Origin of the sequence: Vogesella sp. EB (assembly GCF_001037925.1) — a bacterium.
Lineage (GTDB): Bacteria > Pseudomonadota > Gammaproteobacteria > Burkholderiales > Chromobacteriaceae > Vogesella > Vogesella indigofera.
Genome location: NZ_LFDT01000004.1, coordinates 113,331 through 134,300, shown reverse-complemented (window position 1 = coordinate 134,300; position 20,970 = coordinate 113,331). Strand labels below are relative to the sequence as shown.

Sequence of the window (20,970 nt, the reverse complement as noted above, 5' to 3'; positions counted from 1 at the left end):
CGTTCGCGTGGACAAGCAAGATTTGCTCCACCGTGGCAAAAACCGGCTGCCGCTTTATCCAGATCAAGGTTGAAGCGGCACCGGTGAACACGGATAATCCGCGGATAACGCTTACCGGGCCCCGGAATGGATTTGCAACACTACTTTTTGCTGCTGGTCAGCACCGTACTCGTCAACAACGTGATACTGGTGCGCATGCTCGGGCTGTGCCCGTTCATGGGGGTATCCAGAAAGCTGGAAGCCGCCATCGGCATGGGTGCCGCCACCGCTTTCGTGCTGACGCTGGCCTCCGGCAGCAGCCACCTGATCAACCTGCTGCTGGTCGCGCTCGATCTTGAGTACCTGCGCACCCTGTCCTTCATCGTGGTGATCGCCGCCATCGTGCAGTTCACCGAAATGGTGATCCACAAGACCAGCCCGGTGCTGTACCAGTCGCTGGGCATCTACCTGCCGCTGATCACCACCAACTGCGCGGTGCTGGGCGTACCGCTGCTCAACGTGCAGGCACAGCACAGCTTTGCCGAGGCGCTGGTGTTCGGCCTCGGCTCCGCACTCGGCTTCTCGCTGATCCTGATCCTGTTCGGTGCCATGCGCGAACGACTGGAAGGCGCCGACGTACCGCTGCCGTTTCGCGGCACCGCGATCGCGCTGGTCACCGCCGGGCTGATGAGCCTCGCCTTCATGGGTTTCGGGGGGCTGGTGCAATGAGCGAACTGCTGATCGCGGTGGCGCTGATGCTGCTGCTGGCGCTGCTGCTGGGCGCCATTCTCGGCTATGCCTCGGTGCGCTTCCGCGTCAAGGCCAACCCGCTGGTGGACAAGATCGACGCCATCCTGCCGCAGACGCAGTGTGGCCAGTGCAGCCATCCCGGCTGTCGCCCCTACGCCGAGGCGCTGGCCGCCGGCAACGACGACATCAACAAGTGCCCGCCCGGCGGCGAGGACGGCATCCGCAAGCTGGCCGAGCTGCTCGGCGTCGAGTTCAAGCCGTTCGGCGAGGGCGCGCCGCAGCCGAAAGCGAAGGCGGTGGCGCTGATCGACGAGGCCACCTGCATCGGCTGTACCCTGTGCATCCAGGCCTGTCCGGTGGACGCCATCCTCGGCGCCGCCAAGCAGATGCACACCGTGATCGCCAGCGAGTGCACCGGCTGCGAGCTGTGCCTGGCGCCGTGTCCGGTCGACTGCATCCGCATGATTCCGCCGGGCAGCGAACTCACCAACTGGCAGTGGCGCTACCCCACCATCCCGATCAAATCCATCGCCAGCGGAGCCAAGCCATGATGCCGCTGTTCGATTTTCCCGGCGGCATCCACCCGCCGGAAAACAAGGCGCAATCCAGCGCCGCGCCGATCCGCCAGGCACCGCTGCCGCCGCAGCTGCACGTCGCGCTGCGCCAGAGCATGGGTAATGCCGCGCGCCCCTGCGTCGCGGTCGGCGACCGTGTCGCCAAGGGCCAGCTGATCGCCACCGCCGACGGCCGCCTGTCGGCCGCGGTGCACGCGCCGACTTCCGGCGTGATCAGCGCCATCGCGCCGCAGCCGTTCGCCCATCCATCCGGCCTGCCGGAACTGTGCATCACCCTCGACAGCGACGGCGAGGAGCGCTGGACTGATCGCCAGCCGCTGTACGACTGGCCGCAGCGCAGCGGCGCCGAGATCCGCGACTTCCTGGCGCAGATGGGCATCGTCGGCCTCGGCGGCGCTGTGTTCCCCAGCCATCTCAAGCTCGGCGTCAGCCCGCTGGAGACACTGGTCATCAACGGTGCCGAGTGCGAACCCTACATCAGCTGCGACGACCGCCTGATGCGCGAGCGCGCCGACGCCATCTGCGAGGGCATCGCCGTCACCCGCCATGCACTGCAGGCGCGCCAGGTGCTGATCGGCATCGAGGACAACAAGCCGCAGGCAATCGCCGCGATGCAGGCCGCCGCCGCCGCGCACGGCTACCGCGTGGTGGCAGTGCCAACCAAATACCCCAGCGGTGGCGCCAAGCAGCTGATCCACGTGCTGACCGGCAAGGCCATTCCGCACGGCGTGCGCGCCACCGAACACGGTGTGCAGTGCTTCAACGTCGCCACCGTCTACGCCATCGGCCGCGCGGTGCTGCACGGCGAGCCGCTGATCAGCCGCATCGTCACCCTTACCGGCGCGGTGGACGCTGCGGCCAACGTCGAGGCACTGATCGGCACACCGCTCGCCAGCCTGCTGGCCCTGGCGCAGCCACACCGCGACAGCCACGAGGTGGTGATGGGTGGCCCGCTGATGGGCTTTACCCTGCCCGATCTTGGCGCCGGGCTGACCAAGGCCGGCAACTGCCTGCTCGTCAAGTCGCCGGCGCTGTTCCCGCCGCGGCCGCCGGCGCAGGCCTGCATCCGCTGCGGCGACTGCGCCAGCGCCTGCCCGGTGTCGCTGCAGCCGATGGACCTGTTCTGGTTCGCCAAGGCGAAGAACTTCGACAAGGCGCAGCAGTGGCAGCTGTTCGACTGCATCGAGTGCGGCGCCTGCAGTTATGTCTGCCCCAGCCAGATTCCGCTGGTCGACTACTACCGATTCGCCAAGAGCGAGATCTGGGCCGCCGAGCGCGACAAGAACGCCGCCAATCTCGCGCGGCAGCGCCACGAATTCCGCCAGTTCCGCCTGCAGCGCGACAAGGCCGAAAAAGCGCAGCGTCTCGCCGACAAGGCAGCAGCCCAGGCCGCCGCACGCCAGACACCCGGCCACAGCGCTGCGGCCAACCTTGCGCCCACCTCCGACCCGAAACAGGCCGCCATCGCCGCTGCCATGGCACGGGCCGCCGCGCAGCGCGAAGCGGCGCCACTGCCGGAACAGCATAGCAGCGGCCTGAATGACGCCAAGCAGGCGGCGATTGCCGCCGCAATGGCCCGCGCCGCCGCGCGCAAGAACGCCGCCGACGAAGCCAAGGCCGCCAGCGACCAGCCACCTGCCCCGCCTCTGCAGAGCAGCGGGCTCGACGACGCCAAGCAGGCGGCCATCGCCGCGGCGATGGCGCGTGCCGCCGCGCGCAAGAGTGCCGACGACGAAGCCAAGGCCGCCAGCGGCCAGCCACCTTCCCCGCCACCGCAGAGCAGCGGGCTCGACGACGCCAAGCAGGCGGCCATCGCCGCCGCGATGACGCGTGCCGCCGCACGCAAGGCGGCCGCTGATCAAGCCAGGGCCAAACAACAACCCGACTCATGACCGCCATCCACTCGACCCATATCGCCAAACCGGCCACCGTGTCCACGGTGATGCTGAAAGTCCTCGCCGCGCTGCTGCCCGGCATCGCCCTGTCCGTCTACTGCAACGGCATCGGCATACTGCTGCAACTGCTGCTGGCCAGCCTCACCGCACTGGGCGCCGAGGCCGTCATGCTGCGCCTGCGCGGCATGGCGGTGTGGCCGGCACTGAAAGACCTGTCCGCCATCGTCACCGCCTGGCTGCTGGCGCTGTCGCTGCCACCGCTGGGCAGCTGGTGGATGATCGTGGTCGCCACCCTGTTCGCCATCATCGTCGCCAAGCAGCTGTACGGCGGCCTCGGCAACAACCCGTTCAATCCGGCGATGGCCGGCTTTGCGCTGATGGTGGTGTCGTTCCCGGCGCAGATGGCGCAGTGGGGCAGCCCGCAGCTGCCGCTGGACGCCGCGGCACAGTGGCAGTGGATCTTCCTGCACACGCTGGCGCCCGGCAGCGTGCCGGACGCGATCAGCAGCGCCACGCCGCTGGACGTGCTCAAGACCGGGCTGCGCCAGGGCCAGGCGCTGGCCGGGCTGTTGCCGCAATCGTCGGCGCAGGGGCTGATCGCGCTGGGCTGGCTGGCCGGCGGCCTGTGGCTGTGGCAGCAAAAGCTGATCCCGTGGCAGACGCCGCTGGCGATGCTGGCCGGGCTGCTGGCATTGGCGCTGCCGCTGTGGCTGTGGCAGCCGGCACAGTACGCATCGCCGCTGCTGCACCTGCTGCAAGGCGGCACCCTGCTGGCGGCGGCCTTCATCGTCACCGATCCGGTGTCCGGCGCCAGTACGCCCAAGGGACGGCTGATCTTCGGCTTTGGTGTCGGGCTGCTGACCTACGTCATTCGCGTGTTCGGCAACTTCCCGGACGGTATCGCCTTTGCCGTGTTGCTGATGAACATGACGGTGCCGCTGCTGGACCAGTACACGCGCCCCACCGTGTTCGGCCATCGCAAGGGGCGTTCCTGATGCGCCGCCCGTGGCAACAGGCGCAACGCAGCGCGCTGATCCTGGCCGGTTTCGCCGCCACCGCCACGCTGCTGCTGGGCGGCACCTGGCTGACCACCCACCGCACCGTCGCCGCCAACGAGCTCGCCGCGCAGAGTGCGCTGCTGGCACAGACGCTGCCCGCGGCCAGCTTCGACAACGTGCTGCCCGCCAGCCGCCAGCCGCTACCGCCGGCCATCCAGCAGGCGTTCGGCAGCCCTGAAGCGCTGGCGTTCTATACCGCGCGCCGCCAGGGCCGCGTCAGCGGCCTGGTGTTCGAAAACGTGGCGCCGGACGGCTACAGCGGCCGCATCCGCTTGCTGATTGGCCTGTTGCCGGATGGCAGCGTGCACGCGGTACGGGTGGTCAAGCACCAGGAAACCCCCGGCCTTGGCGACTACATCGACCTCGCGCGCAGCGAATGGGCGCGCCAGTTCGGCGGCAAGGGCGCGGCCAACCTGCCGGCGTGGCGCGTGCGCAAGGATGGCGGCGAATTCGACTACGTCAGCGGCGCTACCGTCTCCGCCCGCGCCGTCACCGCCGCGGTTGGCCGCACCGTGGCCGCCTTCCACCGCTACCGCAGCACTCTGCTGCCCCGGAATACGCCATGACCACACCCGCAAGCGCCAGCCGCTGGCGCGACATCTGCCACAACGCGCTGTGGAAACAGAACCCTGGCCTCGTGCAACTGCTGGGGCTGTGCCCGGTGCTGGCGATCAGCAACACCGCCATCAACGCGCTGGCGCTGGGGCTGGCCACCACGCTGGTGACCACCCTCTCCGGCAGCGCGGTGGCGGCCGCGCGGCAGTGGATCCCCAACGACATCCGCAATCCGGTGTTCATCATCATCATCGCCACGCTGGTGACCTGCGTCGATCTGGCGATGAACGCCTGGCTGCACGGCCTGTACCTGGTGCTCGGCATTTTCATTCCACTGATCACCACCAACTGCATCGTGCTGGCGCGGGCCGAGGCGTTTGCCTCGCGCAACAGCGTGCGCGCGGCGGCACTGGACGGCCTGATGATGGGACTGGGGCTGACGCTGGTGCTGCTGCTGCTCGGAGGCCTGCGCGAGGTGCTGGGCAAGGGCACGCTGTTTGACGGCGCACACCTGCTGCTGGGTGACGCCGGCCACGCGCTGGTGCTGCACCTGGTGCCGGCCGAGGCCAACTACCAGTTCCTGCTGGCGATGCTGCCACCGGGCGGCTTCATCGGCCTCGCGCTGCTGATCGCCGCCAAGAACTGGCTGGACGAACGCGCCCGCCGCAGCGCCACCCGGCGTGCCAGCCAGGCGGCATCCCCGACTTCAAGCGTAGCGAGTACCGAATGAACAAAGCCATCCGCGCCGAGATCTTTGCCCGCCTGCAGGCGCAGAACCCGCACCCCACCACCGAGCTGGAGTACGCGACACCGTTCCAGCTGCTGATCGCCGTGCTGCTGTCGGCGCAAGCCACCGACGTCGGCGTCAACAAGGCCACCCGGCTGTTGTTCCCAGTGGCGCCGACACCGGACAAGATGCTGGCGCTGGGTGAGGAAGGGCTGGAGGAGTACATCAAGACCATCGGCCTGTACCGCACCAAGGCGAAGAACACCATCGCCACCTGCCGCATCCTGCTGGAACAGCACGGCGGCGAGGTGCCGCAGCAGCGCGAGGCGCTGGAGGCGCTGCCAGGGGTTGGCCGCAAGACCGCCAACGTGGTGCTCAACACCGCCTTCGGCCAGCCGACCATCGCCGTCGACACCCACATTTTCCGCGTCGCCAACCGCACCCGCCTCGCCCCCGGCAAGGACGTGCGCGAGGTGGAGGACAAGCTGGTGCGGCTGATCCCGGCCGAATACCGGCTCGACGCCCACCACTGGCTGATCCTGCACGGCCGCTACGTGTGCAAGGCACGCAAGCCGGAGTGCTGGCGCTGCATCATCGCGGACCTCTGCGAATATCCGGCAAAACCGCTATGATAGTTCCCTGCCAGTTGAAGTTTTGCGACAAAACCTCATCTGCAAAGTACACCATTAAAAGGAATACCGAGGTGAATCCGTACACAAGGCTGCTCATCGTGGCCGCCATCGCCGCTGCCCTGGGTGGCTGCGGCAAGATCGAAGGCCTGTTCAAAGACGAAAAGCCGGTTTCCACCGTCGCCATTCCGGCGCAGGCAAACGGCCAGGTCGCCATGCTGCTGCCCGACTTCACCCTGCTGGTGGAGCGCGAAGGCCCGTCCGTGGTCAACATCCAGGCCAGCCGCGCCGACAGCACCCCGCGCCAGAGCGAGCTGCCGATTCCGGTGCCGGAAGACGATCCGCTGTACGAATTCTTCCGCCGCTTCATGCCGCCGAACGCGCAGCAGGACCCGGCGCCGGCACAGGACAGCGTGTCCTTCGGCTCCGGCTTCGTGTTCAGCCAGGACGGCTACATCCTCACCAATGCCCACGTGGTCAGCGGCAGCAGCCAGATCAAGGTGATGCTCACCGACAAGCGTGAAATGCGCGCGCGCCTGATCGGCCTCGACAAGCGCACCGACGTAGCGGTACTGAAGATCGACGCGGCCAACCTGCCGACCGTCAAGATCGGCACTCCGGACGCGCTGAAAGTCGGCGAATGGGTGGCCGCGATCGGCGCGCCGTTCGGCTTCGAGAACACCGTCACCGCCGGCATCGTGTCGGCCAAGGGCCGCAGCCTGCCGGACGAGAGCTATGTGCCCTTCATCCAGACCGATGTGGCGATCAACCCCGGCAACTCCGGCGGCCCGCTGTTCAACCTCAAGGGCGAAGTGGTCGGCATCAACTCGCAGATCTACAGCCGCTCCGGCGGTTTCATGGGCATCTCGTTCGCGATCCCGATCGACCTGGCGATGAAGGTGGCCGACCAGCTGAAGACCAGCGGCAAGGTCAGCCGCGGCCAGCTGGGCGTGCATATCCAGGAAGTGTCGAAAGAGCTGGCACAGTCCTTCGGCCTTGACCGGCCGCGCGGGGCGCTGGTGGTGCGTGTCGAGCCGCAAGGCCCGGCCAGCAAGGCCGGCCTGCTGGTGGGCGACATCATCCTGCGCCTCAACGGCCAGGTGGTGGAGAACTCGCGCGACCTGCCGCGCATGGTCGGCGACCAGCCGCCGGGCGCCACCATCAAGCTGGGCGTGTGGCGCAAGGGCAGCGAGCGCAATATCGACGCCACCCTGATCGAACTGCCGGGCGAACAGCTGGCCACGCCACAGGGCAACAACAGCCCGGCGCTGCCGCAGAGCTACCGCTTCGACCAGCTGGGGCTGACCCTGTCCGAGCTGAGCGCGGAAGACAAGGAAGCACTGGGCGTGCGCGGCGGGCTGGTGATCCAGCAGGCGCAGGGCGTGTCGGCGCAGGCCGGGCTGCAGAACGGCGACGTGATCATCGGCCTGAACCAGATGGAGATCAGCAACATCCGCAGCTTCGAACGCGCGCTGCAAAACGCCAAGGGCAATATCGCACTGCTGGTACGCCGCCAGGACAGCACGCTGTACGTGCCGCTGCGCCTGAACTGACGCGTGCGGCCAACCTTGCCGTCATCGTGCACAACCCCGCTACGGCGGGGTTGTTCGCATCTGGGGCCGGCTGACATTCCTATCCACGCCCGCCAGCCAGCCAGACAACTCCGCACAACAAGCCGCTTAGTACTACCTGCGCCCAGCCACCGATTTGCCACCCGCCACCGCTGAAAGGTTGGCCGCAGCCGCCCTTGCTGCTACACTCCGCCCCTTGCTGATTAATCAACGCCAAGTCATTGTGAACAAAGCCAAATTCTCCTCGCTCTCCCTGCCGCAAAACCTGCTCTCCAATCTGGATAGCCTCGGCTACCACAGCATGACGCCGATCCAGGCCGAAAGCCTGCCCGCCATCCTCGATGGCCGTGACGTGATCGCGCAAGCCAAGACCGGCAGCGGCAAGACGGCGGCGTTCGCACTGGGCCTGATCAACAGCCTGAATCCGCGCTGGTTCGGCGTGCAGGCACTGGTACTGTGCCCGACGCGCGAACTGGCCGACCAGGTGGCGCAGGAAATCCGCCGTCTGGCGCGCGCCATCGACAACATCAAGGTCATCACCCTGTGCGGCGGCACGCCGATGGCGCCGCAACGCGCCTCGCTGGAGCACGGCGCCCACATCGTGGTCGGCACCCCCGGCCGGCTGCAGGATCACCTGTTCCGCGAATCGCTGAACCTCAGCGGCGTGAAAACGCTGGTGCTGGATGAGGCCGACCGCATGGTGGACATGGGTTTCATCGAAGAAATCGTCGGCATCGTGCGCGCCTGCCCGCGCCAGCGCCAGACGCTGATGTTCTCCGCCACCTACCCGGACAATATCCGCAAGCTGGCCGAGCAGTTCATGAAGAACCCGCAGCAGGTGAAGGTGGAATCGCTGCACGACGACAGCAAGATCGAGCAGTGGTTTTACGAGATCGACCCCGACCAGCGTCTGGACGTGGTGGCGCGCGCGCTGCAAAGCGTGCGCCCCAGCTCGGCGCTGGCGTTCTGCAACACCAAGCTGCGCTGCAAGGAGCTGGTGGCCGAGCTGGAACAGGCCGGCTTCTCCGCACTGGCGCTATACGGCGAACTGGAACAGCGCGACCGCGACCAGATCCTGGCGCGCTTTGCCAACAAGAGCACCACGGTGCTGGTCGCCACCGACGTCGCCGCCCGCGGCCTGGACATCAAGGACCTCGATCTGGTGATAAACGTCGACGTGGCGCACGATCCGGAAATCCACATCCACCGTATCGGCCGCACCGGCCGTGGCGACAAGCACGGCCTGGCGCTAACCCTGGTCAGCCCCAGCGACGCGCGCCGCGCCTCGGCGGTAGAGGAATACCAGAAGGCGCCGCTGATCTGGGGTGAAGTCAGCGAGCTGAAGCCGGCACCCGGCGGCCCGCTGCTGCCACCGATGCTGACGCTGGAAATCGGCGGCGGCAAGCGTGACAAGCTGCGCCCGGGCGACATTCTCGGCGCGCTGACCGGCGAAGGCGGCATTGCCGGTAGCCAGGTCGGCAAAATCATGGTGTTCGAGTTCTGCACCTTCGTCGCACTGGAGCGCGGCATCGCGCAGCAGGCGATGGAACGGCTGTCGGTCGGCAAGATCAAGGCCAAGAGCTACAAGATGCGCTTCGTCAGCTAAACCACCACCCCGCCGCATGCAAAAGCCCGGATCACCGATCCGGGCTTTTTCGTGACCTGCCGCCGGCTCAGCCTTCGGACAGTATCTCGCGCTTGGACAGGATGGCGTTGAAGCCCTGCACCCGTTCGTGGTCCTGCGGCAGCCATTTCATCAGCTGCAGCACCTTGTCCAGGCTCTCCGGCGCACTGTCCTGCAGCAGCAGCGAACAGGCGTTCATGCCGAGACGGTCGTTGCGGGTCTGCGTCGCCACGCCGTACAGCATCAGTGCCGCCTGCTGTTTCTGGCCGTTCTTCGCCATCGCCACCGCCTGATCGTTGGCCGCCTGCAGCGTGGTGTGCGCCGCCTCGATCGCCGCGATCATCACCTGGTTGTCGCGCGACAGCGCAGTCATCAGCGTGACGTCCTGGTGATTCTTCACGAAGCGCAAGGCCAGCTGCTGCAGCCATTCACCGGCACAGTAGCCGTCGATGTCCTGCGGCAGGCGGGCCACCGCCTCGATGAAGCGGGTAGCGTCGCGCCAGCCGGTTTGCGGCAGCAGCAGAAAGGCCGCCGCCTGACGCAGCAACGCCATGGCATCGGTATAGCGCTTGCGCCCCAGCGTCGACAGCGCGCGACAGACCAGCAGCAGAAACTGGTCGGCCTCGCCCTTGAGCAGGCCGCCCAGCTCCTGCGACAGGCGATCCATCTTCTCCAGCTGCTCGCCCTCGCTGTAGGCCTGCAGCAGGTCGACCATGACCCCGGGGCCGAAGGCGCTGTTGTTGCGCCCGATCAGCACCGCCTTTTCCAGGTAGGTGGCCGCCTTCAGCGGGTCGCCGACGTTCAGCGCCGTCTCGCCACAGGCGCACAGGCGCTGGAAGTTGCGCGGCGACAGCGCCACCGCCTTTTCCAGGATCGACAGCGCCTCCTGGAACTGGCCGCCGTGGGTCAGGTTCTGTGCCAGCGCATCGTAGGCATCGGTGTAGTTGGGGGCGTCGGCGATGATCTCGTTGAGGATGACCGTGCTCTGCTCGATGTCGTCCTGTTCCTTCAGGATGCGCACCATGCCCATCTTCGCCCACGGGATCGCCTTCATCGCCAGGATCTTCTCGTACACCTGCCGCGCCTCGCTGAACTGGTCGTTGAGCATGTAGGTCTCCGCCATCAGCCGCAGCACGTCCATCACCTGCACATTGTTTTCGGCAATGCTCTCCAGCTGGCGCAGGATCAGCAGCGCCTGCGACACCTCGCCGGCCAGCAGCTTGAGGTGGGCCGGGCGCAGGAACAGCTTGCGCTGCAGCGCCAGGCGCAGGCGGTCGAACAGGGTCTGGCTGGAAAACGGCTTCAGGATGTAGTCGTCCGGCGCCACTTCGGCGGCGGCGACCACGCGCTCGTACTTGCGCTCGCCGGTGATCATGATCCACACCGAGGTCAGCGGATAGGCATTGCTGCGGCGCAGCAGCTCGAGCAGCTCCTGCCCGCTCATGCCGTCGCCCAGGTTGTAGTCGCACAGCACGACGTCGAACTGCTTGCGCCGTATCCGCTGCAAACCGTCGGCGGCATTGACCGCCGCCTCGGAACGGGCGATGCCGACCTGGGCCAGCATCGCGCGCAGCGACTGCCGCACGGTATGCGAATCCTCAATAATCAGCACCGTGGTGCTTTCATCGAACGTGTTCACACGCCCTCCTTTGTTTTTCTTATCGTTATCTGCCGCCGAAACGGCCTGCTCCAGTGCTGCAACCACAGCGGCGTGAGGCTAAAAATACAGCAAAGCCGGTGTTACTACCATAGTTGCGAACCCCGCTGCCGGCCAGTGTTGCCGTGGATCAAGCCGCACGCGGCACAGCCGCCACGCCAGGGCGGCAAGGTGGCGCAGATCACTGCGTCCGACAGCGCTACGGCGCCATTTTTCACCCGCAGCACGCGCTACGGCGCGATTGCGGCCAACGTTGGCAGCACGTCCAGAAACGCAGCCACCAGCGGCGACGATTCCTGCTCACGGGTCGCCACCGCCATCGACAGGTAGGCGGCGGCATCGGTGAGCGGGATGTAGCAGACCCCGTCCAGCTGCACGCAGGCCAGCGGCGACGGCAGGATGGCGATGCCCAGCCCGGCGGCGACCAGCGCGATCTGCGTCATCGCCTCGCCGGAGGTCTGCGCGATGCGCGGCTGGAAGCCGGCCGCCTGCGCCAGCTGCCGGATCAGCGCCGGCAGCCCGGTGGACACCCCCGGCGGGTAGACGATGAAGCCTTCGTCGCGCAGCTCGGCAAACGCCAGCCGGGGGCGCGCCGCCAGCGGGTGGTTGCGGCGGATCACCACGCACAGCCGGTCGCGGCGCAGCTCGCGGCGGCGGATGCCAGGCACCACCTCATCTCCGTTGTAGCGCACGAAACCGACATCCAGCCGCTGCTGCTGCAACGCGAGGTACTGGTCGCCGCTGAACATTTCCTCCAGCTTGAGGCTGACCGCCGGATAGCGTTCGCGATAGTGGCGCAGGCTATCCGGCAGCACGCCGGCCAGCGGCATCGACGAGGTGAACGCGATGCGCAGCTCGCCGACCTCGCCGCGACCGGCCCGGCGCGCTTCCTCGGCGGCGGCCTCGGCATCGGCCAGCAGACGCCGCGCCCGCAACAGCAGGCGTTCGCCGGCCGTGGTCAGCAGCACCCGCCGCTTGCTGCGCTGGAACAGTTGCACCCCCAGCTCGGCCTCCAGCGCCTGGATTTGCTGGCTGAGCGGCGGCTGGCCGATGTGCAGCCGTTCGGCGGCACGGGTGAAGTGCAGCTCTTCGGCCACGGTGACGAAATAACGCAGATGGCGCAGTTCCATTAATCGCTTTTAGATATGAATAACTACTGAAATATATATTGGACTGCCAGATTGGCCAAGCCTAGCATCAGCCTGTCTTCTGCCCGGTACCTTGCCATGACCAGCTATTGCGCACCCCTGTCACCCCCCTGCTCCGTCACGCCGGCCGCGCCCGCCCCCGGCAAGCTGGTCACCGGCTCCGCCGCCTACCGTCGTACCGGCTGGGCGCTGTTCTGCGCCGGCTTTGCCACCTTCGCCATGCTCTATGGCGTGCAGCCGCTGCTGCCGCTGTTCTCGGCCGAATTCGGCAGCGGCGCCGCCCACGCCAGTACCGTGCTCTCTGCCGGCACGCTGTCGATGGCACTGATGCTGATCCCGGCCAGCCTGCTGGCCGACCGCCTCGGGCGCAAGCCGCTGATGGTGGCCGCCCTGCTGGTCGGGGCGCTGCTGACGTTGGCCGCAACGCTGACGCAGAGCTTTGCCGCGCTGGTCTGGTCGCGCGCCGCCTTCGGCATGGTGCTGGCCGGTTTGCCGGCGGTGGCGATGGCGTATCTGAGTGAGGAAGTGGAAGCCAGCTCGCTGGGCAAGGCGCTGGGGCTGTATATCGCCGGCAATGCGCTGGGCGGCATGAGCGGCCGCTATCTGGCGGCGCTGCTGGCCGATATCGCCGGCTGGCGGCTGGCGCTGGCGGTGCTGGGCGGCATCGGGCTGCTGGCGGCGGCACTGGTGTGGAAGCAGCTGCCGGCATCGCGCCACTTCCAGCCGGCACGCGGCAGTCTGGCGCAGCTGTGGCACAACGGTCGCCGTCACTTTGCCGACGCCGGCCTGCCGTGGCTGTTCCTGTCCGCCTTTTTGCTGATGGGCTGCTTCGTCAGCCTGTACAACTACCTCGGCTACCGCCTGCTGCAGGCGCCGTTCGGCCTCAGCCAGAGCCAGATCGGCCTGGTGTTCCTGCTGTACGTGGTGGGGATCTGGTCGTCGGCGTGGGCCGGCACCCTCGCCGACCGCCTCGGGCGGCGCAATGTGCTGTGGCTGATGATCGTGGTGATGGCGGCCGGCTTGTTGCTGACGCTGCCGCAGCAGCTATGGTTGGTGGTCGGCGGCGTCGCGCTGTTCACCTTCGGCTTCTTCGGCGCGCACTCGGTGGCCAGCAGCTGGGTTGGGCGCCGCGCACTGCAGGCTCGGGCGCTGGCGTCGGCGTGTTACCTGACCGCCTACTACGCCGGCTCCAGCGTGATGGGCACGCTGTCCGGCGTGCTGTGGGAATCGCACCGCTGGCCGGGCGTGGCCGCCTGCCTCAGCCTGTTGCTGCTGGCGGCACTGGCCATCGCCCTGCACCTGCGCCGGTTGCCGCCGCTGCCCGGCGCCTGAGCCTCACATCGCGATATAGCGGTCCGGCCGGTGATTGAAGCCGATCACCATGTTCAGCGCCAGCGCGCCGAGGATGGAGCCGAGCAAGGCCGGCACGCTGACCATGAACAGCGACGCCAGCAGGATCATCAGGTCGACACCCAGCTGCAGCTTGCCGGCACGGATACCGTGGCGGTCCTGCAGGTACAGCGCCAGGATGTTGATGCCGCCGAGGCTGGCCTTGTGGCGGAACAACGCGATAAAGCCCATGCCCATCATCAGGCCGCCGACCACGCCGCTGTAGAACGGATCCAGCGGCCCGAAATGGGCAAACTGCGCGTGCAGCCCGGAGAACAGCGACAGCAGGCTGACCGCGACAAAGGTCTTGATGGTGAACGCCCAGCCCATGCGCTTCACCGCCAGCCAGTAGAACGGCACATTGATCAGCGAAAACACCACCCCGAACGGAATGCCGCTCTGGTAGTGGATCAGGAAGGCGATACCGGCGGTGCTGCCGGTGAGCAGGCCGGCCTGCTTGAACATCGCCACGCCGAAGGCCACCAGCAGGGTGCCGACCAGGATGGCCAGAATGTCTTCCAGCAGGGTATGGGAAACGTCGTTGGTTTCGGGATCCAACAGGGTGTGGCTGGCGCTCGTCATCTCGAATTATTCCGCAGTGCAATATGTCAGCCGCGGATTGTAGCCAGCCGTGCGCCGAAGGCAATGAATCCAGATCAAAAAACCCGTGAATGGCAAAATTTTGCACACATAACGGCATAACCATTAATTCGGCGCAATATAAATGCCGAGCCACCACGCTCAGATTATCCTGTTTGCATGCAAGGTCAGCGTCTGCTGCATGCTGTGCGCCAGCCACGCGGCAAACGCCTGCTGCCGCGCATCCTGCGCCAGCGGCTGCAGCGACAGCAGCACGTAGTGACTGCCGTCGGCGACAAAGCCGGCCGGGGCCTGCAGTGACTGCGCCGCCAGATCGTCGGCCACCATGAACAGCGACGCCATCGCCACCCCCAGCCCGGCCAGCGCCGCCTGCAGGCTGAGGTAGAAGTGCTCGAACTCGCGGCTGCCGGCCAGCGCCATCGCGGCCGCCGGCTGCAAGCGCTGCCACTCCGGCCACGCCTGCGGCCGCGAACGGGTGTGCAGCCGCACCGCCGCCGCCTGCTCGCGACAGACCGGCCCGACATGCTCTGCGGCCAACCTTTGCACGCAGTAGTGCGCCGGCAAGGCAAAGTCCTCGCGCCGGATCGCCAGCTCGACATGGCCGCTCTCCAGCCGCACTGCGCCGCCGGCGGCGCTGAGGTGGACCTCGATATCGGGATGCAGCGCATGGAACTGTGGCAGGCGCGGAATCAGCCAGCGCATCGCCAGCGTCGGCTCGCACGATACCGCCAGCGGCGGCGTGGCGGTCGGCTGCAGTTGCGTCACCGCCTGCTGCAGGGTGTGCAGCGCCTCGCCGCAGGCGGCAAACAGCCGGGTGCCGGCGGCGCTGAGGAAGACTGCACGGTTGCGGCGCTCGAACAACGCCACGCCCAGCTGCTCTTCCAGCAGGCGGATCTGGCGGCTGACCGCGCCGTGCGTCACGCATAGCTCGTCGGCCGCGCGCACGAAGCTGCCGTGACGGGCAGCGGCCTCGAACACGCGCAAGGCGTTCAGCGACGGCAGTGCGGCAAAGCTCATCGGTTAGTTTTTCTCACGTAAATCAGGCAAAAACCATCGTTATTCATTGCCAGGGCAAAGCGTGACAATGACGGTCATCCGTTTACCCCGCACCAAACTAACCGAAAGTATACGCAATGACCGAACTGTTTGCCGTGATGACCATTACCCTGCTCGCCGTGATCAGCCCCGGCGCCGACTTCGCCATGATCAGCCGCAACAGCCTGCTGTACGGCAAACGCGCCGGCCTCGCCGCCGCACTCGGTATCGGCCTCGGCGTACAGGTGCACGTGATGTACACCCTGCTCGGCGCCAGCCTGCTGCAACAGACGCCGCTGTTGTTGCAGCTGCTGCGCGTGCTGGGTGCCGGTTATCTGGTGTATGTCGGCTGGTGCACCTTCCGCAGCGGCGCCGTCAACGAGGCGGCGGCGCCGGACAGCCATGGCCGCGCGCTGCGCAACGGTTTCCTCACCAATGCGCTCAACCCCAAGACCATGCTGTTCGTGATCAGCACCTACACCCAGGTCGTCGCCGCCAGCACGCCGCTGCCGGTGCTGCTCGGTTACGGCCTGTTCATGTCGCTGGCGCACGTGCTGTGGTTTTCTCTGGTGGCGGTGCTGCTGGCGCAGGACGGTCTGCGCCAGCGCCTGCTCGGCGTGCAGCTGTGGCTCAACCGCGGCATCGGCCTGCTGCTGATGGCGCTGGGCAGCCTGCTCGCCGCCGGCCCGCTGCTGCAGTAGATGCCATGAAAAACGGCGACCAAATGGTCGCCGTGGCTGAGCTTGCCGCCGAACAGTCTTAGCCGCGCAGCCAGCCGGCCAGCGCGCGGATGTCGTCCGGCGAGGTGCGGCAGCAGCCGCCGATGCAGCTGGCACCGGCCAGACGCCATTGCCGCGCCGCCTCGGCAAAGGCCAGCGGATCGCTGCTGCCGTGCCAGGTCTTGGTCACCGCGTCGTAGGCTTCGCCGGAGTTGGGATAGGTCAGCAGCCGCTTGCCGGTCTGTGCGGCCAACGTTTGCAGCAGCGGCACGATATGGCGCGGCGCGGTGCAGTTGACGCCCACCGCCACGATCTGCGGATAGGCTTCCAGCTCGGCTACCGCCGCCAGCAAGGGCGTGCCGTCGCTCAGGTTGGCGTCATCGCGGCAGGAGAAGCTGATCCACGCCGCTGCCTGCGGAAAGTCCTGCTGCAGCACGCGGGCAATGGCACGCGCCTCCACCGCGCAGGGAATGGTCTCGCACGCCAGCAGATCCGGCGCTGCGGCCAGCAAGGCGGCAATGCGCGGGCGATGGAAGTCCATCAGCTCGGTTTCGCTGCGGCCGTAGTCGCCACGGTATTCGGAACCGTCGGCCAGCATCGCGCCGTACGGACCCACCGAGGCCGCCACCAGCGGCTTCTGGCGCCCGGCATGGTTGGCCGCATCGGCCCAGAACTCGTCGCGCGCCTGCTGCGCCAGCTGCACCGAGCGCTGCATCAGTTCCGCGGCGGCGGCTTCGTCCAGGCCGCGCTTGGCAAAGCCGCTGAACGACGCCTGGTAGCTGGCGGTGGTGGCGACATCGGCACCGGCGGCAAAGTAGTCGAAGTGCACCTGGCGGATCAGCTCCGGCTGCTCGATCAGCACCCGCGCCGACCACAACGCGTCATTCAGGTCACAACCGCGACGCTCCAGCTCGGACGCCATCGCGCCATCCAGCACCAGCGGGGCATCCTGAAAACGGGCAAAAGGATTGGCAAACATTGAACAGACTCCACAAAAAGAAAAACCCCGGCACAGGCCGGGGCTTGCTGCATGCAAGATGTATCACAGACGGAATTGCGATACCAGTGCCTTCAGCTGGTCGCCGCGGCTGGCCAGTACCTGGATCGTCGCCAGCGCTTCCTGCAGGCTGCTGTCGGTCTGCTGCGCCATCGAGTTGACTCGCTCGGCGCTGCGCGCCATTTCGTTGGTGGCGATACCCTGCTCGGCGGTGGAGGAAGTGATTTCGCCCATGCGGGTCGAGATCTCTTCGGCGTTGCCCTTGATCAGCTCCACCTTGCTGGCCGCTTCACGCGACAGGGTGACACCGGTTTCCACTTTCGCGTTGGTGGCGTCGGCATGGTTGATCGCCTCGCCGGTTTTCTGGATCACGGTATCGATCAGCTCGGCGATCTGCACCGTGGCGCTGGCGGTACGCTCGGCCAGCTTGCGCACTTCGTCGGCCACCACGGCAAAGCCGCGGCCCTGCTCGCCGGCACGCGCCGCTTCGATCGCCGCATTCAGCGCCAGCATATTGGTCTGGTCGGCGATGTCGCGGATCACGCCGACAATGCCCTTGATCTGCTCGGACTGGCCGGACAGGTTGGACATCACGCCCTGCAGCGACGACACGGCACCAACGATGGATTCCACCTCGCGCGCCACTTCCGCCATCGCGCGGTGCGAATCCAGCGAGTTGTCACGCGAACGCGACACCAGCACTTCGGTTTCGCCAACGTGGTCGGCAATGTGGTTGATGCTGACGGTGATCTGTTCGATGGTGGCGGCGGTCGAAGACAGTTCCGACGACTGCACGCGCGAATCCTGGGCGATCTGCTCCGCCACGCGGTTCAGGTCGGCGGCGTCGCGCGCCAGCGAATCGGATTCGTCGCGCACGGTGAGGAACATCTCGCGCAGCTTGGCCACGAACTGGTTGAAGGCTTCGGCAATCTGGCCGACTTCGTCACGGTTGCCGACCGGCAGCGTCTTGGTCAGGTCGCCGTGGCCGCTGGCCACTTCACGCATCGCATTGCGCAGCACCGACAGGCCGGACAGCATGCGCGCCACGCCAACGTAGGCGAAGATGCCGGACACCACCAGGCCGATCACCAGCAGGCCTACCATCACCATCAGCAGCTGCGTTACCGGAGCCATTGCGGCGGCCACCGGCACCATCACGCCGAGGAACCAGCCGGTCTTGCCCACCGGATACAGCGCGGTCAGGGTGGCGTCACCGTTGATCGACACGTCCACGATCTGGCCATCCTTGTTCACCGCGTTCATGTCGTAGCCGGCCACCACCTCGCCGATCTTTTTCAGGCCGGATTCTTTTTCCGGGTGCGCAATCACGGTGCCGTCGCCGGTCACCAGGAAGGCATAGCCGTCACCCGGCAGCTTGGCGGCAACCACTTCGTCCACCACGCGCTGCAGCGTCACGTCACCACCGGCCACGGCCACCAGCTGGCCGCCATCCTTGCGCGCCTGGGCGAAGGTGATGATCGGACGCTTGGTGGCAGCATCGATATAAGGTGGCGACGCGATCGGGCCGGTCGCATCCTTGGCCGCCAGATACCATGGCCGCCCGGTCGGGTCGTAGCCTTCCGGTACTTTCGGCGCACCGGTGAACTGGGTCATAGTCTTGTCCGGCTGACCGATGTACATGTCGTCAAAACCACCGGCATCGCGCGCCTGGTCCAGCACCGGCTGCAATTCGCCGGTACCGAAGCGCGGCAGCGCCGAGGCGACGATCTTCTGGCGGGTGGACACCCACTCTGCAACAAAGCTCGCCTTGCTGTTGGCGGCCTGATTGATTTCGTTACGGATAGCACTGGACAGGGCGTCGCTCATTTTCCAGTACGCGACGGCACAGAACATGACCGCGAGTACCGTCAGTACCAGCAGCACGAAGGCCATCAGGCGAGTACGCAATGACATCATGATGTGTATTCCCCACTGAATTTTGTAAGTTATGGTGCGGCATAGTACTACTAAGCCCACCTGTGGTTATTTGTTTATATTCACAAAGCCATTTCATGGCATTTCGTTAACAACGGAATTTTGTATTCTGCGCACAATCCTCATTATCTGGCATTTTTATATAACAATATCGAAACAATCTGGCAACAAACCGCCCTTGCCAATGTCAAAGATGGCGTTCGCCACCCAAGGCTGCCTGCAATACCAACATCGCATGTCGCACTTTTGCAGGTTGCCCCTCGCGCCGCGGTGTCACCATCCACAACGGCAATTCCGGCAGGCTCCACTCGCTCAGCACCGGCTGCAGCAGACCGGCGGCCAGTTCCTTGCGTACTTCCGGCTCCGGTTGCAAGGACAGACCCAGGCCTTCCAGCACGAAGGCCCGTGCCGACAGGATATTGTTGCTGCTGATACGGGGCGGCATCGATAAAGTCACCGTTTCTGCCCCGCGCGTCAACTGCAAGCGGCTCAGGCCTTCGTGCGCGGCCACCCCGACCCAGTCGTGCTGCAACAGCTCGGCCGGTGTTTGCGGCAGGCCATGCTTTGCAACATAGACCGGCGACGCACAAATGACAAAGTGCCAGTCGGCCAGATGGCGCGCCACCAGCGACGAATCCTTCAGCTTGCCGGCCCGGATCGCGAGATCAATCTGCAACTCCAGCAGGTCCACCATCTCGTCGTGAAAGAACAGCCGCAGGCTGAGGCCGGGGTTGGCCTCAAGCAAGGGCGCCAGCGCGCTGCTGAGCACGCCGCCGGCGAAGCCGCTGGGCGCGGAGATGCGCAGCTCGCCCACCGGCGCGTCGCGCAGCGCCGACAGCTGCTGCTCCGCCTGCCGCGCCGCCGCCAGCATCGCGGCGCAGCCCTGGTAGAACAGCTGCCCGGCCTCGGTCAGCGTCAGCTTGCGCGTGGTGCGCTGTAGCAAGGTGACGCCATGGCGTTGCTCCAGCCGCCGTAAATGCTGACTGACCGCCGACGGCGTGATGCCAAGGCTCTGCGCTGCCGCGTTCATCGAGCCTTTCTCGATCACCCGGGCAAACACCGCCATGCTGCGCAATTCGTCCATATTCATTATTTCAAATTAACAATTAATCAATTTTACGACGGATTATCGGAGTGTGAATCGGCAATTACACTGCCCTCATCAATCACCGCCCGTCAGCGGGCAGCTAGGAGCACTCATGAAAATCGCACTGATCGGCGCCAGCGGCTTTGTCGGCTCGGCCATCCTGAAAGAACTGCTGTCGCGCAATGTCGCGGTTACCGCCATCGCCAGCCGTCCCGAGCGCATCGGCGCTGCGGCCAACCTTGAGGTGGTGGCCGCCGATGCCTATGACGCCGACGCGGTGGCCCGTGCCGTGGCCGGCCACGACGTGGTGATCAGCGCCTTCAACCCCGGCTGGGACAAGGCCGACATCCGCGCGCTGTTCCTCGCCGGCCACCAGGCTATCGTCGCCGGGGTCAAGACCGCCGGTGTACCGCGCTTCATCGAGATCGGCGGTGCCGGCAGCCTGTTCGTCGCCCCCGGCGTGCAGCTGATCGACACCCCGCACTTCCCGGCGGAGTACAAGGAAGGTGCCGAGGGCGCGCGCCAGGCGCTGAACCTGCTGCAACAGGAAACGCAGCTGGACTGGGTGTTCGTGTCGCCACCGGCGCTGCTGTCGCCGGGCGTGCGCAGCGGCCAGTACCGTCTCGGCGGTAACGAGCTGCTGATGGCCGGCGAAGCACCGGCCGGCATCAGCGACGCCGACCTCGCCGTGGCGGTGGTGGACGAAGCGCTGCAGCCGCAACACCACCGTCAGCGCTTTACCGTCGCCAGCGTCTGATTCACGCCGCGATAGCGCACCTTATATAAGCATACGGTTTTGCAGTGCAAACCCTGCCGAACGCCCGATCCGACTGGATCGGCGCGTTTGCGGCGGGGTTTTTTGTTGCAACAGCACATTGAATACTGTCGTCGATGCGTTGACAGCCGCGCGCCGCTTCACTAGATTGCGACCAGCCAATCAAGCCGCTGCAGGAGAGACTGTCATTCGCTGACAGCGCCGAAGGGGAATCGCCCCGGAAACTCTCAGGCAAAAGAACTGCAGCGACGTCTGGCACTCTGGA

Annotated in this window: 19 protein-coding genes and 1 riboswitch; of the genes, 12 read left to right on the top strand and 7 right to left on the bottom strand. The window is 66.3% G+C overall.

Annotated elements, in window-relative coordinates; translation table 11 throughout:
• The first annotated feature begins 126 nt into the window (after positions 1-126).
• From rsxA to dbpA, 9 genes are all read left to right on the top strand, one after another.
• Entirely contained in the window at positions 127-708 is a 582-nt protein-coding gene (gene rsxA / locus ACG97_RS04160) for an electron transport complex subunit RsxA (RefSeq protein WP_202902697.1), read from the top strand.
• Entirely contained in the window at positions 705-1,280 is a 576-nt protein-coding gene (rsxB, locus tag ACG97_RS04155) for an electron transport complex subunit RsxB (protein WP_047966067.1), read from the top strand. The genes rsxA and rsxB overlap by 4 nt, the downstream gene beginning before the upstream one ends.
• Positions 1,277-3,196 (top strand): electron transport complex subunit RsxC, encoded by a 1,920-nt coding sequence (gene rsxC / locus ACG97_RS04150; RefSeq protein ID WP_047966066.1) that lies wholly within the window; start codon positions 1,277-1,279, stop codon positions 3,194-3,196. The genes rsxB and rsxC overlap by 4 nt, the downstream gene beginning before the upstream one ends.
• Positions 3,193-4,194 carry an RnfABCDGE type electron transport complex subunit D gene (locus ACG97_RS04145; RefSeq protein ID WP_047966065.1) on the top strand — a complete coding sequence of 334 codons (1,002 nt, stop codon included), beginning with the start codon at positions 3,193-3,195 and terminating at the stop codon, positions 4,192-4,194. Before rsxC ends, ACG97_RS04145 begins: the two co-directional genes overlap by 4 nt.
• Positions 4,194-4,823: an RnfABCDGE type electron transport complex subunit G gene (locus ACG97_RS04140; RefSeq protein WP_047966064.1), complete on the top strand. Its 630-nt coding sequence runs from the start codon at positions 4,194-4,196 to the stop codon at positions 4,821-4,823. The genes ACG97_RS04145 and ACG97_RS04140 overlap by 1 nt, the downstream gene beginning before the upstream one ends.
• A complete protein-coding gene (locus ACG97_RS04135) occupies positions 4,820-5,542 on the top strand; it encodes an electron transport complex subunit E (protein WP_047966063.1) in 723 nt (240 codons plus the stop codon). The genes ACG97_RS04140 and ACG97_RS04135 overlap by 4 nt, the downstream gene beginning before the upstream one ends.
• The gene (gene nth / locus ACG97_RS04130; RefSeq protein ID WP_047966062.1) at positions 5,539-6,171 is read left to right on the top strand and encodes an endonuclease III; all 633 of its coding nucleotides are present in this window, start codon (positions 5,539-5,541) and stop codon (positions 6,169-6,171) included. The genes ACG97_RS04135 and nth overlap by 4 nt, the downstream gene beginning before the upstream one ends.
• Positions 6,172-6,242: 71 nt before the next feature.
• Entirely contained in the window at positions 6,243-7,721 is a 1,479-nt protein-coding gene (locus ACG97_RS04125) for a DegQ family serine endoprotease (RefSeq protein ID WP_238377250.1), read from the top strand.
• A 241-nt stretch (positions 7,722-7,962) separates the two neighbouring features.
• The gene (gene dbpA / locus ACG97_RS04120; RefSeq protein WP_047966101.1) at positions 7,963-9,345 is read left to right on the top strand and encodes an ATP-dependent RNA helicase DbpA; all 1,383 of its coding nucleotides are present in this window, start codon (positions 7,963-7,965) and stop codon (positions 9,343-9,345) included.
• A gap of 67 nt (positions 9,346-9,412) precedes the next feature.
• Here the strand turns inward: dbpA and ACG97_RS16855 are convergent, their stop codons facing one another.
• Together ACG97_RS16855 and ACG97_RS04110 are read right to left on the bottom strand one after the other, a co-directional pair.
• Positions 9,413-11,002, bottom strand: a complete 1,590-nt coding sequence (locus ACG97_RS16855) for a response regulator (RefSeq protein ID WP_053068055.1) — start codon at positions 11,000-11,002, stop codon at positions 9,413-9,415.
• 248 nt (positions 11,003-11,250) lie between these two features.
• Positions 11,251-12,150, bottom strand: a complete 900-nt coding sequence (locus ACG97_RS04110) for a LysR family transcriptional regulator (RefSeq protein WP_047966061.1) — start codon at positions 12,148-12,150, stop codon at positions 11,251-11,253.
• A 96-nt stretch (positions 12,151-12,246) separates the two neighbouring features.
• Between ACG97_RS04110 and ACG97_RS04105 the strand changes: the two genes are divergently transcribed.
• A complete protein-coding gene (locus ACG97_RS04105) occupies positions 12,247-13,500 on the top strand; it encodes an MFS transporter (RefSeq protein ID WP_047966060.1) in 1,254 nt (417 codons plus the stop codon).
• Between the two features lie 3 nt (positions 13,501-13,503).
• Here the strand turns inward: ACG97_RS04105 and ACG97_RS04100 are convergent, their stop codons facing one another.
• Positions 13,504-14,139, bottom strand: coding sequence for a YitT family protein (locus ACG97_RS04100; protein WP_047966059.1), 636 nt, complete (start codon positions 14,137-14,139; stop codon positions 13,504-13,506).
• Positions 14,140-14,298: 159 nt separating this feature from the next.
• On the bottom strand, positions 14,299-15,174 hold the full coding sequence (locus ACG97_RS04095; protein ID WP_047966058.1) for a LysR family transcriptional regulator: 876 nt from the start codon (positions 15,172-15,174) through the stop codon (positions 14,299-14,301).
• A gap of 116 nt (positions 15,175-15,290) precedes the next feature.
• On the opposite strand from ACG97_RS04095, the gene ACG97_RS04090 reads away from it, so the two are divergent.
• The gene (locus ACG97_RS04090; RefSeq protein WP_047966057.1) at positions 15,291-15,893 is read left to right on the top strand and encodes a LysE family translocator; all 603 of its coding nucleotides are present in this window, start codon (positions 15,291-15,293) and stop codon (positions 15,891-15,893) included.
• A 58-nt stretch (positions 15,894-15,951) separates the two neighbouring features.
• Here ACG97_RS04090 and mmuM read toward each other — a convergent pair whose 3' ends face one another.
• The 3 genes from mmuM to ACG97_RS04075 all read right to left on the bottom strand — a co-directional run bounded on the left by mmuM (position 15,952) and on the right by ACG97_RS04075 (position 19,927).
• Positions 15,952-16,890, bottom strand: coding sequence for a homocysteine S-methyltransferase (gene mmuM, locus ACG97_RS04085; RefSeq protein ID WP_047966056.1), 939 nt, complete (start codon positions 16,888-16,890; stop codon positions 15,952-15,954).
• Between the two features lie 63 nt (positions 16,891-16,953).
• The gene (locus ACG97_RS04080) at positions 16,954-18,825 is read right to left on the bottom strand and encodes a methyl-accepting chemotaxis protein (protein WP_238377249.1); all 1,872 of its coding nucleotides are present in this window, start codon (positions 18,823-18,825) and stop codon (positions 16,954-16,956) included.
• Between the two features lie 205 nt (positions 18,826-19,030).
• A complete protein-coding gene (locus ACG97_RS04075) occupies positions 19,031-19,927 on the bottom strand; it encodes a LysR family transcriptional regulator (RefSeq protein WP_047966054.1) in 897 nt (298 codons plus the stop codon).
• Between the two features lie 115 nt (positions 19,928-20,042).
• On the opposite strand from ACG97_RS04075, the gene ACG97_RS04070 reads away from it, so the two are divergent.
• Positions 20,043-20,687 (top strand): NAD(P)-dependent oxidoreductase, encoded by a 645-nt coding sequence (locus ACG97_RS04070; protein ID WP_047966053.1) that lies wholly within the window; start codon positions 20,043-20,045, stop codon positions 20,685-20,687.
• A 181-nt stretch (positions 20,688-20,868) separates the two neighbouring features.
• A riboswitch (glycine riboswitch) is annotated at positions 20,869-20,958 on the top strand.
• Positions 20,959-20,970: the final 12 nt, after the last annotated feature.